Source organism: Enhygromyxa salina, from assembly GCF_002994615.1.
GTDB classification, from domain to species: Bacteria; Myxococcota_A; Polyangia; order Nannocystales; family Nannocystaceae; genus Plesiocystis; species Plesiocystis salina_A.
This window is the reverse complement of sequence record NZ_PVNK01000250.1, coordinates 15,276-31,285: the sequence shown is the minus strand read 5'-3', so window position 1 is coordinate 31,285 and position 16,010 is coordinate 15,276. Positions and strand designations below refer to the sequence as shown.

The following is a 16,010-nucleotide window of genomic DNA, read 5'->3' as shown; positions in this document are numbered from 1 at the left end:
TGCTAGATTTTCGCGCGTCGTGCGTCCCATGGACACCGGAAACTGCGTTAACGCCCCCTTGTCGGGGGCCACGCAACGTCGCTGACGGCCGCGGGGGTCCAAGGTTACTTGCTGGCAGCCTGCTAGACTGGGGCCCCGAGTCAATGCCCGGCCTCCTCGACCTCATCGTCGGCTACGACTGCAACCTCGCCTGCGACTACTGCACGATCACCCCGGCGATGCGCGAGCGCGCGTTGGCCCCGGCGGCGATCGTCGCCGAGATGCGAAGCGGCCGGAGCCAGGGCTACGATCGACTTGCGATCACCGGCGGCGAGCCAACGATCCGCGCCGAGCTCGTCGGCCTGGTCAAGGCCGCGCGCAAGCTCGGCTACGCCGACATCAAGGTTCAGAGCAACGGTCTGCTGTTCAGCGAGGCCAACGTCGCGCGCCTCGTCGACGCCGGGGTCACGCGCTTTCACGTCTCGATCCACACCCACGAGCCCGACGCCTACGACGCCCTCGTCCGCCGCCCGGGCGCCCACGCGCTGATGGAGCAGGGCCTGCGCAACGTCGTCGCCTCGGGCCGGCACGTCGTCGTCGACGCGATCATCAAGACCGACACCTACCGTCGGCTGCCCGCCGCGATCGAGTGGATCGCCGCGCGCCGCGTCCCCGAGGTCCACCTCTGGTACGTGTCCTTGACCGACGGCAACGCCGACAAGGTCGAGAGCCTGCCCCCGATGGCCGAGGCCGTCCCTTACATGAGGCAGGCCCTCGCCCTCGGCCGCGCCCACGGCCTCGACATCAAGTCACTCCACGTCCCGCGCTGCCTCCTCGGCGACGACGCAGACCACGCCTGGGATCCCGGCTCCCAGCGCGTCCGGGTCGTGACTCCAGACGCGACCTTCGATCTCGCCGACAGCCGCCTCGCCGGCCAGGACCAGGTCCCCGCCTGCGTCGGCTGCCGCTTCGAAGCCATCTGCCCCGGCGTCCGCCCCGACTACCTCGCCCGCTACGGCGACGCCGAGATCGCCACCGCCCGCGCCCAACCCCCAACCATCCCCGCCCAAACCCACCTTCGGGTGGTTTAGACCGAGCGACCGTCAGCAACTTCGCCACGCAGAGCGGCTGCGGGGTCATGACAAGCCCCCTTTAGGGGCCACGCAAACCACCGCGAAGCTCATACCAGCCCACCGAGCGACCGGCCGCTTGCGGCCGTGCGTGGCAAAGTTGCTGACGGCTGCAGGGCTCTCAACCAGCCCCCTTTAGGGGGCCACGCAAACCACCGCGAAGCTCATACCAGCCCACCGAGCGAGGGAGCGCAGCGACCGAGCGACCGGCCGCTTGCGGCCGTGCGTGGCAAAGTTGCTGACGGCTGCGGGGGTCTTAGATCGTCTCTACACCTTCATCGCGGAGGCGCTTTTTGACGCGGTCCGAGAAGCCCGCGGGCACCGACTCGTGGCGCCGCGGATCATCGAGCGGACGGACGAGATCCTCGGCCGAGATCAGCCACGAGGGCTCCGGGACCTGGTCGAGCTCGTAGAACCCACCGCAAAAGCACGCGTGGGGGCAGGTCTTGCACACCGGCTTGCGGACGCGGCGTTCGGCCAGGTACTCGGCCAGGTTCACGGTCTCGTTGTTGACGAAGACCATGTGCCGCTCGAGCTTGGCGAGGTCGCCCTGCATCAGGTGGCGGTGCTTGGGCATGAAACAAAAGGGCAGGTTGATGACCTGAAACCGGATCTTGCCGGCCCACGCGTCCATGACCTCGACCGCGTGGTCGGCCGCGACCTGGGTGTCGGGGGCGACCCAGCTGGTCGCGCGTCCGAAGGGCGTGAGGAACTGGATGTTCATCCACCGCAGGCCCAGGTCCCAGCACAGCGCAGCGAGCTCGTCGATCTTGTCGTGGTTGCCCTTGGTGACGGTGATGTTCATGCCCAGCTCGACGCCCTTGGGCGCGTAGCGGAGGCAGTTGCGGATGCCCTCGGTCGTCTGCTCGAAGGCCTCGGCGACGCCGACTTGCTGGGCGTGGGTCCGGGCGTCGTGGCCGTGGACCGAGAACAAGAGCGTGGTCAGGCCCGAGTTGACGAGCGCGCTCGCGTATTTTTCGTAGACGCAGCGGCGCCCGTTGGTCGTGACGTTGACGCGCTCGTAGCCCATCGCCCGGGCCGACTTGATCAGCGGGATCAGCTCGGGGTTGAGCGTCGGCTCGCCGCCGTCGAAGTCGACCATGACCACGCCCTGCTTGCGGTACTCGACCAGCTTCTCGCGCTGGCGCGTGGGGTGACCATCGAGCTGGGTGCGGGTCCCGACCGCACAAAAGGTGCAGCGGTTGTTGCACACGTAGGTCACGTTCATGATCAGCTTCTTGGCCCCCTGCGACGCGTTGAGGCGCTGCTGGAAGGTCCACATGAAGCTCTCGAGGGCCTCGCCCGACACGCCCTCGACCTCGCCCGACGGCGCGGTCTGAAAGTAGGGGCCCCAGTCCTCGACGACCGGCAGCTTCGGCAGCTCGTCACCGCGCGCGGCCGCGACCCGCTCGGCCAGCTCGGTGCCCGGCAGCGGCGTCGCGTACTGGACCGCCGGCCAGGCCTCGAACTCGTCCCAGAGCTCGAGCGCGAAGCTCAGCGTGCCGTTGATCTCTTCGGCGGTCTCGCCGGGCAGGCCGATCATGTAGTGGATCATCAGGGGCACGCCGGCCTCGTGGGCGTGCCTCGCGGCGTCCTCGACGGCCTGAAGATCGAGGCGCTTGCGGACGACCTCGGTCACGACCCGCTGGACCCCCGACTCGGCGCTGACGCTGAGCATGCCGACGCGGCCGCGCATCTGCTCGAGGTGACGCGGGAGCAGGTAGTCGGCGCGCATGCCGTTGGGGCAGTCGAACTTCAGGTCGAGGGCCTCGACCTCGTCGAGGAACACGTCGAAGTGGCGCTCGTTGACGTTGATCAGCTCGTCGCTGACCTCGAGGCGCGTGGCCCCGAGCCCGGCGAGGAAGCGCAGGTACTCGCGGAGGCGCTCGGGCGAGTAGCGGCGCTGGAGCTTGGCCTGACCGCGCGGCGTCTCGGGGTTGCTCGAGCAGTGGATGCAGGTGAAGGGGCACCCGCGGCTGGTGACCAGCGGCATCGTGCGGCCGTCGATCGGGAAGGTCCAGACCGGGCGCCCGAGGTCGGCGACGACGCTGCGCTTGAACGCGTCGTAGGCGTCGAGATCGACCCGCTCCCAGGCCGGGAAGGGCAGCTCGTCGAGGACGGGCGAGGCCCCGCGGTGGCTGCCGCTCGGGCGCTCGCCCGCGCGCAACAGCCTGGTCAGCAGCGCGGGGACCGTGACCTCGGCCTCGTATTTTATGTAGGTGTCGACCTCGGGGTAGCTGGCGAGGACCGCGTCGCCCGAGACCTCGACGTAGTGCTGACCGGACTGGTAGCAGTCGGCGAGCAGGATCGCGGGGCGCTCGGCCCCGGCCGCGGACACGAGCCCCTCGAGCACCGCCGCGAGGACGTCGTCGCGGTGCGGCGGCCGATGAAAGACCGTGTAGGCCACGACGATCGCGGCGAAGGGCGAGCCCTCGCCGAGCGCGGCGACCTGCGCGAGCAGCTCGTCGACCTCGACGCCGAGCTGCGCCCGCCCGTCGTCACGCCAGCGCAGCCGCGCGCCGGGCAGCGCGAAGGCATCGACGAGCTCGACCCGCTCGACACCGAGCTCGCGCTCGACCACGGCGGCGAGCTGGACCGCGCCGAGATCGGCAAAATACGGGTAGTCGATGAAATCCCGCGCGACCGAGACCGGCGGGTGGATCACCAGGACGCGGGGTTCGCCCATCGCCGCGCAGGATAACACGCCGCCGATCTCCCCCTCGCCGACCGCGCCTGACAACCTCACGCGCAACCCAGCATCAGTGAGGGTGACTGCCGCCGAGCACGCGCAACCCACATCCCCACCTCACGCCAGCCAACTCGACTCCCGCGCCAAGCAACCCAAGCCCCCTTCTAGGGGGCCACGCATGCCGCTGCCAAGCTCATAGCAGCCCACCGAGCGAGGGAGCGCAGCGACCGAGCGACCGGCCGCGCGTGGCGGAGTCGCCAACGCCCGCGGGGGTCAAAAACCAGTATCATGCGCAGATGGACGGCGGCACTGCGCAATCCGAGGCCCTGAAGAACGTCGAGAAGGAAGACGCCGCCCACCAGAAGCGAAACTGGGTGCGGCTGACCTTCGACTGCAACGACCGTTGCATCTTCTGCCTCGACTCCCACACGCACAACGGCACCAACCGCACGCGCGAGGAGGTCAAGGCTCAGATCCTCGACGGCCGCCGCAAGGGCGCCGAGCGCCTGATCCTCTCGGGCGGCGAGCCGACGATCCACCCCGACTACATCCAGTTCATCAAGCTCGGTCGCATGGCCGGCTACAAGAAGATCCAGACCGTCACCAACGGGCGGCTGTTTGGCTACAAGGACTTCATCACCAAGTGCATCGACGCCGGCCTCGGCGAGATCACCTTCTCGATCCACGGGGTCAACGCGCGCATCCACGACGCGCTGGTCGGGACCAAGGGCGCGTTCGAGCAAGAGATCCGGGGCCTCCAAAACGCCCTCGACGACGGCCGGGTGATCATCAACATCGACGTGTGCGTCAACCGAGGCAACGTCAAGACCCTGCCCGATCTGCTCGAGAAGTTCACCTCGATGGGCATCTACGAGTACGACCTGCTCCACGTCATCCCCTTCGGGCGCGCCTACACCGAGGGCAAGGAGACGCTGTTCTACGACCTCGAGGAGATGCGGCCCTACCTCTTGAAGGCCTTCGAGTACTCGAAGCGCCCGAACATGCACATCTGGCTCAACCGCTTCCCGGTCCCGCACCTCGAGGGCTTCGAGAACCTGATCCAGGATCCCTACAAGCTCAACGACGAGATCCGCGGGCGCAAGGAGGAGTACGAGCTGCTCATCGACCACGGCGTGCCGCTCGACTGCCGCGCGCCGCACCGCTGCTCGCACTGCTACCTCGAGCCGATCTGTGACGAGCTCGAGGAGGTCCGCGCGACCGTGGCCGAGTCGAGCTTCGAGGTCGTCCGCTACGACACCGAGTGGGACGCCGCGCAGGGCCCCGTGTTTGGCGGCGACCCGGCCTCGGCCGAGCGCAGCAAGACCCGGCGCAAGATGGTCGAGCTGCTCGCCGAGGCCGAGGGCGACGGCAGCCAGGTCGCCGCCGAGGCCGCCGCGAGCGCGTTCGGCATCACACCCGACGAGATGGAGCACCGCAAGCTGCGCCTGCCGCTGCTCGGGGTCGGACCGGGCAGCGCCTACAAAAAGCCCGAGTACCCCCCGCTGCCCGAGCAGATCGAGCGCGCCGGGGCCAAGGCGCTGTGGCTGTGCTCGCCCGATCTCGACCACGCCCGGGCCGACGCCGCGCGCATCGACGAGCTGTTTGGCGGGACCACCGAGCTCGAGCTCGAGCTCGGCGACTACGCTGGCCTCGCCGACGCCCTCGAGCTGAGCTCGACCGGCGCCGCGAGCTTGCTCGGCAGGCGGGTCACTCGCGTGATCGTCCGGACCACCGCCGACGCCGACGCGATGCTCGCGATCGACGCCGACTTCGAGGTCTGCGTCGAGCTCTCGAAGGACGTCGAGGCCTGGCTCCTCGACATCGCCGCCCGCGACCAGGCCCCCGCCCGCCTCGCCCTGCGCCAGCCGACCTACGAGCGCCTGACCGAGTCGGCCGAGCGCGACCTCGACCTGCCCGTGTTCTTCTCGCAGTTCACCCACCCGGTCCCGGTCGACGACGTGCCCAGCTGCGCGATCGGTCGCCCGGCCCGCAAGCGCCGCGAGCTGCTCGACACCAGCATGATGAACCTCGACGGCAAGCTCGAGATCTTCCGCTACATCAAGCGCTACATCCTCGATCGTTACTGGCGTAAGTCGCTGCGCTGCCGGACCTGCGTGTACAACGAGGACTGCCGCGGGATGCACATCAGCTACATCCGCGCCCACGGCTTCGCGCTCATGCAGCCCGTCGAGGGCACCGAGTCCGCCGCCGAGTAGGCCCCCGCGCAACCCCATAGACCAGGCAGGGCTCGTGGACACCAACACGATGATGCGCCGGCGCAACGCCCGGGTGATCGAGCAGCTGCTCGGAGAGCTCGAGGCCAAGCGCTACGACTCGGCTCTGGTCGAGCGGATCTTGGCGGCGCCCGGCGCCTTTCCCCAGCTGCTGCGCGCGTGTTTTTTGGCCCAAGATCGCGAGCTCGACGCGGCCCGGGCCGACGTCGATCGGGCCCTCGAGTGTGGCGGCGGCAACCCGGTGGTCGCGTTCGCGGCGGGGCTGATTCTTTACACCACGGGTGACGAGCAGCGCGCGCTCGACCAGCTCGCGCGCGCGGCCGAGCTCTCGCCCAACGCCGCGAAGCAGGCGCGCAAGCACGGCGCCGCGATGGCGAGCGAGCAGGCCGACGCCCACGGCCACGACCGCGAGCGCCTCGAGCAGGCCAAGCGCATGCTGCTCAAGGCTTTGGCCCACTACACGGGCCCGAAGCCGGTCTAGCAGCCCGTGGTGCAATGCATCGTGTCGCCTCGCGCCGGAATGTCGCTCCCGTCACCAGCAGCAGCAGTACACGACTCGAAGTCCGTCGAACTCAACCTCGGGCCACGGGATGGGTTCGTCACAGGGGCCGGAGAGGTCGAGCAACGGACTACCACCGTGTCCCACGGGCGTGCACGGTTGGCCGAAGACCGACTCGCACACGAAGCCGGTGAGCTGTTTTTCACTGCAGGTGTTGGCTCGACACGAGATCAGCGCGTACTCGCTCGCCCCTGCGCGGCGCCGAGCGCGACCGGCTCCCAATCGTTGAAATCACGTTCGGCCGCGATTGTGCTGAACACGTGCGTAAAAATCTCGGTACGGTAATTCGCGTCGTCATCCGAGATGTAAAGGGTCATCATCGATGATCTCGAGCTCCCCGCTCGTCAAGGGCGCCGCGTAGACACCTGGGTCCACGTCTGCGCGGGTGTCATGAACCAGACCATTCCCGAGGGTCGACGGGGCGACCCAGCGTTGCTCGAGGTCCGGGCTTCCCGGCGGCCGGGCCCCGTCGCCGTCGAGCGGGTCGACTGGGTCGGGCCCCGGATCACCCGTCTCGCCCGTCTCCGGGTTGCCTCCAATGTCGTCACCAGGACAGCCCGTCAACAGCAGCAGCGCGACGACCCCAACATCCGCAACATACGCAATCCCCACATGACGACGATGAGGGACCCGTCGCCCACGGCAACGAAGCGAGGTGTTTTTGCGCGCTCATCTCGTCTCCCCACGAGCTTGGCGAGCCAAAGCGAGAGCGCCTCGCCCTGGGACACGGCGGCGGCCTGGAGCATGGCCATGGGCAGGCCCGCGACCTCGAGCACTTGGTACTCGGTTTGGTGCTCGGCGTTCTCAGCTTCGAGTGATGGCCATGGGCCAGACAGGGGAATGGAGCCGGAGAACGAATCGAATCACCTCGGCCCTCGGCGGCGAGTCGTCCATCCATGCACTGATCTCAGCCTTCGACTCTGGTAGATAGGGGTACATGAGTACGATGATGAATGTCGACCTGAGCGACTACGCCGAGTTCGACGCCGAGACGGCGCTGCGTCGCTGTCTGGCGCGAGGCCACGAGGGGGAGTGGACGCGTGGCCACCTGGCGAAGGGGGGCACGTGGATCGAGCTGCGGATCCGGGCGTCGACCTGCCACCCCGACGCCTACTGCGATACCAGCGAGGCGCTGTTCTTACGCCTCATCGCCGAAGCCTCGCTCGCGGCCGGGGCTGAGTATGGCAAGAGCGCCATGGCCCAACACTTCAGCAGGCCGGGCGGCGAGAGCGAGCTGTGGAGCATGAGCTTTAGCGTCGACGAGAGCACCTCGCCGCTGGTCATCGTCGAGCTCGAATACGAAGACCGCGGGCCGATGGGGCCCCACGCCGGGGGCCGCGACACCACGGTCGAGGCGCTGGTCCTCGTACCCAAGCAGCTCGCCCCCGACATCCGCGAGATCGGAGCCCTCGAGTCGGCGGCCTGGGGTGGGGCGCGGCGCCTCGACAACGCCGAGCGGGCGCGCCAACTCGCTCCCAAGCAGGGGGAGGTTCGCCTGGTTTCGGCCAGCGTCGCGATCTCCGGAGCCCGGGGCGTCCTGCGCCACACCGAAGCAGGGTGGGAGCGGGTCGGGCCCGCGGGCGACTTGCAGGGCGCCATGCATGGCCTGTGTGTCCACGATGACGCCTTGCATGTGCTCACCGCCAAGGCCAAGGGCCCGATGCGCTTGGGGCCGGATCAGCGAGCAACGCTGATCGACCTCGGCCTCGGCGAGCACCCGCTAAGCTGCATCGCCTCGGCCGATGGGGCGCTGTGGGTCGGCGGGACCAAGGGCCTGGTGGAGCTCCGCGACGGTGAGGTGGTCGGGCGCTGGGACAAGAAGTCGGGCCTGGTCCGCAACCAGGTCGTCGCAATGGCCAGGACCGCAGACGGCGGGTGGTTGCTGGGCTCCAGCGGTGGCCTCAGCCTGCTGCGCGCTGGCGAGGTCGTCGAGACCATGACCAAGGGCCTGGCCGACAAGAACACCCGCTGCGTGCTCGCAACCAGCACGGGCGAGCTCTGGTCCGCCGGCTACAAGGGAGCCACGCGGCGAGACAGCGCGGGCGAGGTCGAGAAATTCCAGTCGCGTCAGCAGGTCCAGGGTGTGTTCGGGATGGTCGAGTACGACGCGGGGGGCGTGCTCATCGGTCTGCCCACCGGCACGCGCTACGTCGCCGCCGGAGCGGCGCGCACCCGCGCGATCGATGCCCTCGAAGGCTGCTCCGGCGTCGTGGCGAGCTTCGAGCACGGCGGCGCGCGTTGGCTGGTGACCCTCACCTGCCAGCTCCTGCGCGTGGTCGAAGGCGAGCCCGTCCAGATCTTCGTGTTCGACAACCTCAATGAGGACGCGGGTGCCGGGAGCTTGGATGTCCGTGGGGTCGCGGTCCACCGCGGCACCCTCTACCTGGCCCTCGCTCGGGGGGTGATCGGCGTCGAGCTCGAGACCCTCGACGCCAGCTTGCGCCGCCCGGCCAACAACCTCGCGTTGGCCGGCGCGGATCGGGCCCCAAAGCTGACCCCCTTCGCGCTCGCTGGCGTGGGGGTCAAGCAGGTGAGCGCGCCCAGCGTCGAGGTGGTCGGCAAGAAGGTGTGCATCACCGGCCGCTTCTCTCGCCTCGACCGTGCCGACGCCTCGGCCAAGCTCGATGCTCTGGGCGCCACGGTTGTCGGCAGCGTCGGCAAGCAGACCGAGATCCTGTTCGCCGGTGACCGGGCGGGATCGAAGCTCGCCAAGGCGCAGCAGCTGGGCGTCGCGGTCTACGGCGAGGATGAGCTGCTCGCGCTGATCGAGGGCTCGCCCGAGGCCGCCGCCGCGCAGGCCCCAGCCAAGACCAAGACCAAGCCGGCAGCCGACGCCACCGGCCGCTTCGCGGGCAAGAAGATCGTCGTCACCGGAGCCATGCAGAACATGTCGCGGGCCGAGATCAGCGACAAGCTCGCGTCGCTCGGCGCCGTGGTCACGGGCAGCGTCAGCAAGAAGACCGACCTGCTGATCGCCGGGAGCCGCGCGGGCTCGAAGCTGACCAAGGCCAAGTCCCTGGACATCACCGTGATGAGCGAAGACGAGTTCATCGCCGCGCTCGAGGGCTGAGCTCAGCTCCCAAGCGCCAGCCCTCGCGCGCCGTACGAGCGCTACGAGCGACGCGAGCGACGCGGCCGGCGCGGGTCGAACGCGGGCCTCGCCGCCGCGCCTTCCGACCCCAGGACCCCGCACAATCTACGCCGAGCGATGTGTTGAGAATTCCGTCACTCGTGACAAACACGAAAGGCCCATGCCAAACTCGGGTCCGTTCAGCAGGCGTCAGCTGTACGCGTGCGGCGCAGTGTGCAGCGCAGCCTTCATGTGCACGCTCGGCGCCCCTGCGACCGCTCGAGCGATCAGTTGGGAGTCGGCCGAACCGGTTGGAGAGTGCGTGTGGCCCAACGTCGTCCAGGTCATCGCGGACGGACACTGCACAGGGGTGGTCCTCGCCGAGAACGACAATCGGCAGTTCATCTTCACCGCCGCACATTGTATCGGGCATGACGCTTACTCGGACGTCCAAACCGGGCAGTTAAAGGCCAAAATCATCTTCGGCGAGGGCAATGGCGGATTCTCGGCATCCACAGATCTGCTCTGGTGCTACTTCAACAACGCAACAGAAACGAACCCAGCCTACCCGAACGCCCCGATGTGGGACGGGCCGGGCTCGGGGGTCGACATGGTCCTTTGTGAGATCGACCCCATGGCTGATTACCCCGATGTTCCGACCGTGCCGATCATCTCGCCCGAGAGCGCGCTGCGAGACCAGCTTCGCTGGGAGATGTACTATGTACACAACAGCCCTCCATGGGCGCCGAAGTTCTCTGGAAGCTCATACAGTGACCAGGGGCCAGATGTCACGGTGGTCGGGACTGGCAAATACAACATGACCTCCTGGGGCCCAAAGCGCGCGCTCGAGGTCATGCTCGCTCTCCAGTATGACGGGACCGACGACGGCTTCTCCTCCACCACGCTCAAAACCAACGATCACGAGAACAGCCACGGTGACATCGATGGTTTCGGACTTGCCGATGGCGACTCGGGCGCGCCAGAGTTCTACCGTGCGCCCGACGGCACATGGCGCATGACCTCCGTTCATCACGTCGAGTGGTCTCTCTCCACCTATGGCGAGGCGGTGCCGACCCGACTCCGGTGGGTCGAGGAGCTTGCGGGCGATCAAACGCCATGTCACGAATCAGACGAAGGCGGATGGCACTGGATCTACAACTGTGACGCCGAATACCCCGACAACATGGACATGGGCACGGGCACGTGGGCGGGCGACTGCAGGGAGGACCTGACGACCGCAGGCGCAGGCGGCTGGGCCGAGCAGTGGGGCCCGGTCCCCGGCCATGGCAAGAAGGCGCCCGCTGAACCTGGCAGCGGGTTGTGGGTCGACAAAGACGTCTTGGCGGCGGCCTACGGTGACATCCTGGCGCTCGCGCACCAAGGCACCTACGGCACGCCGCCCTCCGAGGCTGCGATCGCCGACGCGTTCTACGCGGTCGGCGAGCCGCTGGCGGCCGCGCCCTACCTCGAACAGCTCGTGGACATGGGCAACGAGGCTGTATACCTCGACCGGGTGCTGAGCGGGGATTTTGACGGCGACTCCACGCAGGATCAGCTGATAACTCAGCCAATGCACGACTGTCGCAAGGGCCGAGTCGTCGAGATCATCGACGACCACCAGACGGTCTGGGACCGCGATGTCAGCCCGACCCTTGGTGGCGCCGCATGCGGCGACTACTTTGGAGCCAGCGCCGCGACCGGCGACTTCGATGGCGACGGCTATGACGACGTCGCCGTCGGTGTGCCGGGCGACGAGGTGGGAGGATATTCTCACGCTGGAAGCATCGCCGTGTTCTACGGAAGCGCGGCGGGGCTGACGACTAGCGGCGAGCAGATCCTCCACCAAGACTCCATGGCCGTCGGCGGCGCAGCAAAGCCTGGGGACTTCTTGGGCGAGTCAATGGCGGTAGGCGACTTCGACTGCGACGGATTCGATGACGTGGCGATCGGCGCCCCGCAAGACGACGTCGGATCGGTTCGGGACGCTGGCGCCGTGAAGGTCATCTACGGATCCGCCACGGGGTTATCAACCATCGCGGACGACTGGTACCAGGGCGCGTCCGGAGTGACCGAGACGGAGGAGCCTGGAGATCGCTTCGGCGCGAGCCTCGCCGCTGGAAACTTCAACGACGACGTCGATCCGACGACTGGCAACGAGTGTGACGACCTGGCGATCGGCGCCCCGTCGGAAGACTTGGGTTCCGCGGCCGACTCCGGCCATGTAACAGTGCTCTACGGTGACACCTCGGGCCTCTCGACCGCTTCGCAGCAAAGCTTCTACCAGGGCAAGGGACTCGGCGACGCTTGCGAGAGTGGAGATCTCCTCGGAGCAGTGCTGACCGCGGGCGACACGAACGCCGACGGAATTGACGACCTCTGGGTTCAAGCGGCGGGCGAGCGGTGTGGGACCGGCAGCTCGAGCTACGGCCACCAGACCCTGCTGGGCTCGAGCGCGGGGCTGTCGGGCAGCTCGACGAGCTTCGTGTGTGAGGACTCAGGAGGGGCGTATACGACCCTCGAGCGGGGCCACTTGCGACAGCTCGCGGAACACCATGCTCGTGCGCTAATCTACCAGTACGAGAACCCAACCTGAGGCAATCATGCATTTCAAGACGGTCGGCCTGACCCCTGGATTTGGCGCGAGCGCTCTGCTGCTGACGAGCGCGCTCGCGTGCTCGGGGTCCGAGCGGCCCGAAGACACCGACACGTCGCCCCCGCCGCCCGAGCTCGTCGAGCTGTCGGTCCGTGGGATGATCACCTGTATGAGTGACTCAAAGCTGCGCGCCAAGTGCTGGGGGCGCGGCACCTGGGCTCAGCATGGTGTCCAGACGACGGACGCCTTGGGTGACGACGAGCCCGTAGCCGAGATCCCCGCGCTCGCGCTCGGGACCGGCGTCGAGCAGCTCTCGGCGTCGCTCACTTCCGTATGCGCGCTGCTCGAGGGCCGCCGGAGCTTTCGATGCTGGGGCGGGACCGCGCTGACCGGGGCGTGGGGCTACCCCTTCAAGGGGGTCCTCGGCGATGACGAGCCCTTCACCGACGGCGAGGTCATCACGCTCTCGAGTACGATCGCGGCGATCGATGCCTCGGCGCGTTGGCATACCTGCATCTTGCTGGAGGGCGGCGCCATCAAGTGCTTCGGCAACAACGGCTATGGCAGCCTCGGCTACGGCCACACCGAGGACCTGTGTGACGACCCCGACGAGACGGTCGAGTCACTGCCGACCGTCTCCGTTGGCGGACCTGTCGCCGAGTTAGCCCTGGCAGACAACGCGACCTCGTGCGTGAGGATGGTCGACGGCACCGTGAGGTGTTGGGGGCGCAACGTCTGGGGGGTCCTCGGACAAGACGTCCCGGGCGGGATTGGAGACGATGACGTCCCCAGCGACTACCCACCCATCGAGCTCGCGGGGGCGCCGGTCGTTCAGCTCTCCGCCGGGCCTCAAGGTGTGTGCGCCGTGCATGAGGACGGCGCCCTGTCCTGCTGGGGCTATGTCTCCGCCACCCTCGGATACGGGGGCGCCGCGGCGGGTGTCGGAGATAACCTCGGAGACTATGAGACGCCGGCGTCGATCGGTCATGTCGACGTCGGGGCCAAGGTCGCGCAGGTCGCTGCTGGTCGCTACCACACCTGCGTGGTCCTCGTTGACGGAGGGGTGAAGTGTTGGGGAATTGGAACCCTCGTGGCGCTGGGCTACGGGACGAGGGAGATCATTGGCGACGACGAGACCCCCGCGGTGCTCGAGCCGCTCGCGCTCGGCGGCCCGGCCAGCTCGGTTCATGTTGGAGAGGTTCACTCCTGCGCGGTGCTGCAGTCCGGAGATGTGAAGTGCTGGGGGGCGCCCGTCGCCGCGCTCGGCTACGGTGATCGCCAGGGGCCAATTGGCGACGATGAACCACTCGACAAGCTCGCGGCCCTCGACCTGTGGTAGGGCGAGTCAAACTGGGGCCGCTCAGCCGACGACGGTGCCGGGCGTGCCGCCGATGCAGGTCCAGCGGAAGTTGTCGAGCAGCACGACCGAATCGACGATGTTGTCCTGGATGTCCATGATCGCGAAGATCACGGTGATCGTCTCGCCCCCGGCCACGCCGACGTTGGTCTCGAGCCAGCGCGTGGCCCCGTGACCCTCGACGCCGGTGCCCTCGAGCTCCGGCGCGCTGCAGGGCAGCGGGCAGTCGATGTCGTTGGGGGCGTCCTTGAAGTCGAGGAAGCCGGCGTTGAGCGAGAGCGGGGCGCCGAAGTCGTCGAAGGTCACGTTGCCGGTCCACTCCTCGGACTCGAGCCACGCGATGTAGATGTCGTTGTAGGCCCAGCCGTAAAAGTCCGGGTACTCCCACGACAAGAACGCGACGTTGTAGGCGAAGCCGTTGACGGCCTCGGGCACGTCGATCGAGAAGCGCATCTCGGCGTAGTCGAAGGCCCCGGCGGTGCCGAGGAACTGCGGCCCGATCGTGTTCGAGCAGTCTCCGGTGCCGATCAGCTCCGGGTTCTCGGCGCAGGTGTCGGCCCCGTCGACGGGGTTGGGGTCCATCGGCGCCGGGAGGTTGCCGGGGTCGTTGCCCGTGAGGCTGGTGTCGCCGTCGGTCCCGGGCATCAGGATGTCGTAGGCGTTGCCGGTCGAGAGCGCGACCATCTTCACGCCCTCGAGGATCGGGTAGGTCGGCGGATCGGCGGTGCCGAGATCCTCGGTCAGGACCTCGAGCGCGTTGTAGTGCCCGTTGTAGTCGAGGGTGCCCTGAAACTCGCCCGGGCAGTTGAGCCCGAGGGCACGCCACGCGCGCTGCTCCTCGCTGGGGAAGTCGAGGTGATCGCAGGGGACATGGTCGGGGACCAGGCACAGGTCCGGCGAGTCGGGCATCGCGCCGACGTCCCACTTCGGGTCCGAGAGCGGCCCGGTGTCGTCGGTGTCGGTCTCGGTCTCGGTCTCGGTGTCCCCGTCGCCCGGGTCGCCGTCGCCGTCGCCCGGGTCACCGTCCCCATCTCCAGACCCGCTGGTCTCGTTGTCCGTCGTGTTGACGGTGTTGACCCCGGAGCCCGAGTCCCGCCCGCTGCTGTCGTCAGAGCAACCAGCCAGCGCGGGCGCGATCACAACGCACGAGCCGAGAGCAGCCAGGAGGGTCCGACGTAGCGAAATTTCAAGCGTCATGATGAGCGGTGATCGTCACGCCAAACGGCCACGGATTCAAGCTCGATCCTCGCGCAGCCTGAATCGCGCTCACACAGCGCGTCACGCGTGATTGCCCCCTGCGCCTTGCGCCAGCCGGCGAAGCATCGCGTCTTGGTTACAATCCCGGTGCAGCGCACCCAAGCGCGCCACTGTCGCCCCACGATGAAGTACCGCACTCTCCCCCGCACGGACCTTCAGCTCTCGGCGATCGGCTTCGGATGCTGGGCGATCGGCGGCAAGTGGTGGGGCGACGACGTCGACGACGCGCGCTCGATCGCGGCCATCCGCGCGGCCCTCGACCACGGCATCAACTGGTTCGACACGGCCCCGCTCTACGGTCACGGCCACGCCGAAGAGCTGCTCGCCGAGGCCCTCGGCAGCAAGCGTCACGACGTGATCATCGCGTCCAAGGTCGGGGTCCGCTGGAAGGAACAGCTCAACGATCACGCGTTCAGCGACCTGAGCCCCGACCACATCATCGAGGACTGCGAGTGCATCCTCCGTCGCCTCCGGATCGACACGATCCCGCTGCTCCAGGTCCACTGGCCGTGCGAGTGTGACACCCCGCTCGAGGCCACGCTCGAGGCCCTCATGGCCCTGCGCGAGGGCGGAAAGATCCGCCACTTCGGGCTGTGCAACTACGCCAGCCGCCCGCTGACCCAGGCCCTCGCCTACGCCCCCGAGCTGGCCTGCCTCCAGACGCCCTACTCGATGCTGCGCCGCGAATTCGAGTTCGCGCTGCGCGACACGGTCGCGCCCGCCGGCGAGCAGACCCTGGGCGTGCTCGCCTACGAGACCCTGTGCCGCGGGCTGCTGACCGGCAAGTTTGGTCCGGCGCCCCGCTTTCCGAGCACGGATCTGCGCCACAGCGACGACCGCTTTCGCGAGCCGCTGTTGTCGCGCGCCCAGCCCCTGATCTCGGCCCTGCGCGTGGTCGGCTCGAAGCTCAACGTCCCCCCCGCTGCGCTCGCGATCGCCTGGGTCCTGCGCCAGCCTGGGGTCAGCGTCGCGATCGTCGGCGCGAAGCGGCCCGAGCAGGTCGCCGACAACGTCCGCGCCCTCGAGCTCCTCGGCCGCGAGAAGGTCTGGCAGGCGCTCGCGCCCCACATTGATCGCACGCGGGTTTAACGCACCCCGCGGCGTGGTCGGACAACCCACCCACCAGCGTGGCGGGGATCTTG

The 16,010-nt window shown here is 68.2% G+C and carries 10 protein-coding genes; 7 read left to right on the top strand and 3 right to left on the bottom strand.

Annotated elements, in window-relative coordinates:
- Positions 1–143 precede the first annotated feature (143 nt).
- Positions 144–1,070, top strand: a complete 927-nt coding sequence (locus ENSA5_RS39595) for a radical SAM protein (RefSeq protein ID WP_106394936.1) — start codon at positions 144–146, stop codon at positions 1,068–1,070.
- A 295-nt stretch (positions 1,071–1,365) separates the two neighbouring features.
- On the opposite strand, the gene ENSA5_RS28875 is transcribed toward ENSA5_RS39595, so the two are convergent.
- Complete coding sequence (locus ENSA5_RS28875; RefSeq protein WP_106394935.1) at positions 1,366–3,795, bottom strand: radical SAM protein; 2,430 nt, start codon at positions 3,793–3,795, stop codon at positions 1,366–1,368.
- A 299-nt stretch (positions 3,796–4,094) separates the two neighbouring features.
- On the opposite strand from ENSA5_RS28875, the gene ENSA5_RS28870 reads away from it, so the two are divergent.
- Together ENSA5_RS28870 and ENSA5_RS28865 are read left to right on the top strand one after the other, a co-directional pair.
- Complete coding sequence (locus ENSA5_RS28870) at positions 4,095–6,014, top strand: radical SAM protein (RefSeq protein WP_106394934.1); 1,920 nt, start codon at positions 4,095–4,097, stop codon at positions 6,012–6,014.
- A gap of 34 nt (positions 6,015–6,048) precedes the next feature.
- On the top strand, positions 6,049–6,513 hold the full coding sequence (locus ENSA5_RS28865; RefSeq protein ID WP_106394933.1) for a hypothetical protein: 465 nt from the start codon (positions 6,049–6,051) through the stop codon (positions 6,511–6,513).
- Between the two features lie 248 nt (positions 6,514–6,761).
- Here the strand turns inward: ENSA5_RS28865 and ENSA5_RS38440 are convergent, their stop codons facing one another.
- A complete protein-coding gene (locus ENSA5_RS38440) occupies positions 6,762–6,911 on the bottom strand; it encodes a hypothetical protein (protein ID WP_181198256.1) in 150 nt (49 codons plus the stop codon).
- A gap of 617 nt (positions 6,912–7,528) precedes the next feature.
- On the opposite strand from ENSA5_RS38440, the gene ENSA5_RS28855 reads away from it, so the two are divergent.
- From ENSA5_RS28855 to ENSA5_RS28845, 3 genes are all read left to right on the top strand, one after another.
- Positions 7,529–9,661 (top strand): BRCT domain-containing protein, encoded by a 2,133-nt coding sequence (locus ENSA5_RS28855; protein ID WP_146156218.1) that lies wholly within the window; start codon positions 7,529–7,531, stop codon positions 9,659–9,661.
- A gap of 370 nt (positions 9,662–10,031) precedes the next feature.
- Positions 10,032–12,254, top strand: a complete 2,223-nt coding sequence (locus tag ENSA5_RS28850) for an FG-GAP repeat protein (protein WP_181198255.1) — start codon at positions 10,032–10,034, stop codon at positions 12,252–12,254.
- Positions 12,255–12,261: 7 nt separating this feature from the next.
- The gene (locus tag ENSA5_RS28845; protein ID WP_106394929.1) at positions 12,262–13,593 is read left to right on the top strand and encodes an RCC1 domain-containing protein; all 1,332 of its coding nucleotides are present in this window, start codon (positions 12,262–12,264) and stop codon (positions 13,591–13,593) included.
- Between the two features lie 21 nt (positions 13,594–13,614).
- On the opposite strand, the gene ENSA5_RS28840 is transcribed toward ENSA5_RS28845, so the two are convergent.
- Positions 13,615–14,808, bottom strand: a complete 1,194-nt coding sequence (locus tag ENSA5_RS28840) for a choice-of-anchor L domain-containing protein (protein WP_181198254.1) — start codon at positions 14,806–14,808, stop codon at positions 13,615–13,617.
- A gap of 183 nt (positions 14,809–14,991) precedes the next feature.
- On the opposite strand from ENSA5_RS28840, the gene ENSA5_RS28830 reads away from it, so the two are divergent.
- Positions 14,992–15,957, top strand: coding sequence for an aldo/keto reductase (locus ENSA5_RS28830; protein WP_106394926.1), 966 nt, complete (start codon positions 14,992–14,994; stop codon positions 15,955–15,957).
- Positions 15,958–16,010 lie beyond the last annotated feature (53 nt).

Coding starts and splice junctions, on each gene's coding strand:
- ENSA5_RS39595 (WP_106394936.1), top strand. CDS start 144: ATGCCCGGCCTCCTCGACCTCATCGTCGGCTACGACTGCAACCTCGCC.
- ENSA5_RS28875 (WP_106394935.1), bottom strand. CDS start 3,795: ATGGGCGAACCCCGCGTCCTGGTGATCCACCCGCCGGTCTCGGTCGCG.
- ENSA5_RS28870 (WP_106394934.1), top strand. CDS start 4,095: ATGGACGGCGGCACTGCGCAATCCGAGGCCCTGAAGAACGTCGAGAAG.
- ENSA5_RS38440 (WP_181198256.1), bottom strand. CDS start 6,911: ATGATGACCCTTTACATCTCGGATGACGACGCGAATTACCGTACCGAG.
- ENSA5_RS28855 (WP_146156218.1), top strand. CDS start 7,529: ATGAGTACGATGATGAATGTCGACCTGAGCGACTACGCCGAGTTCGAC.
- ENSA5_RS28845 (WP_106394929.1), top strand. CDS start 12,262: ATGCATTTCAAGACGGTCGGCCTGACCCCTGGATTTGGCGCGAGCGCT.
- ENSA5_RS28840 (WP_181198254.1), bottom strand. CDS start 14,808: ATGACGCTTGAAATTTCGCTACGTCGGACCCTCCTGGCTGCTCTCGGC.
- ENSA5_RS28830 (WP_106394926.1), top strand. CDS start 14,992: ATGAAGTACCGCACTCTCCCCCGCACGGACCTTCAGCTCTCGGCGATC.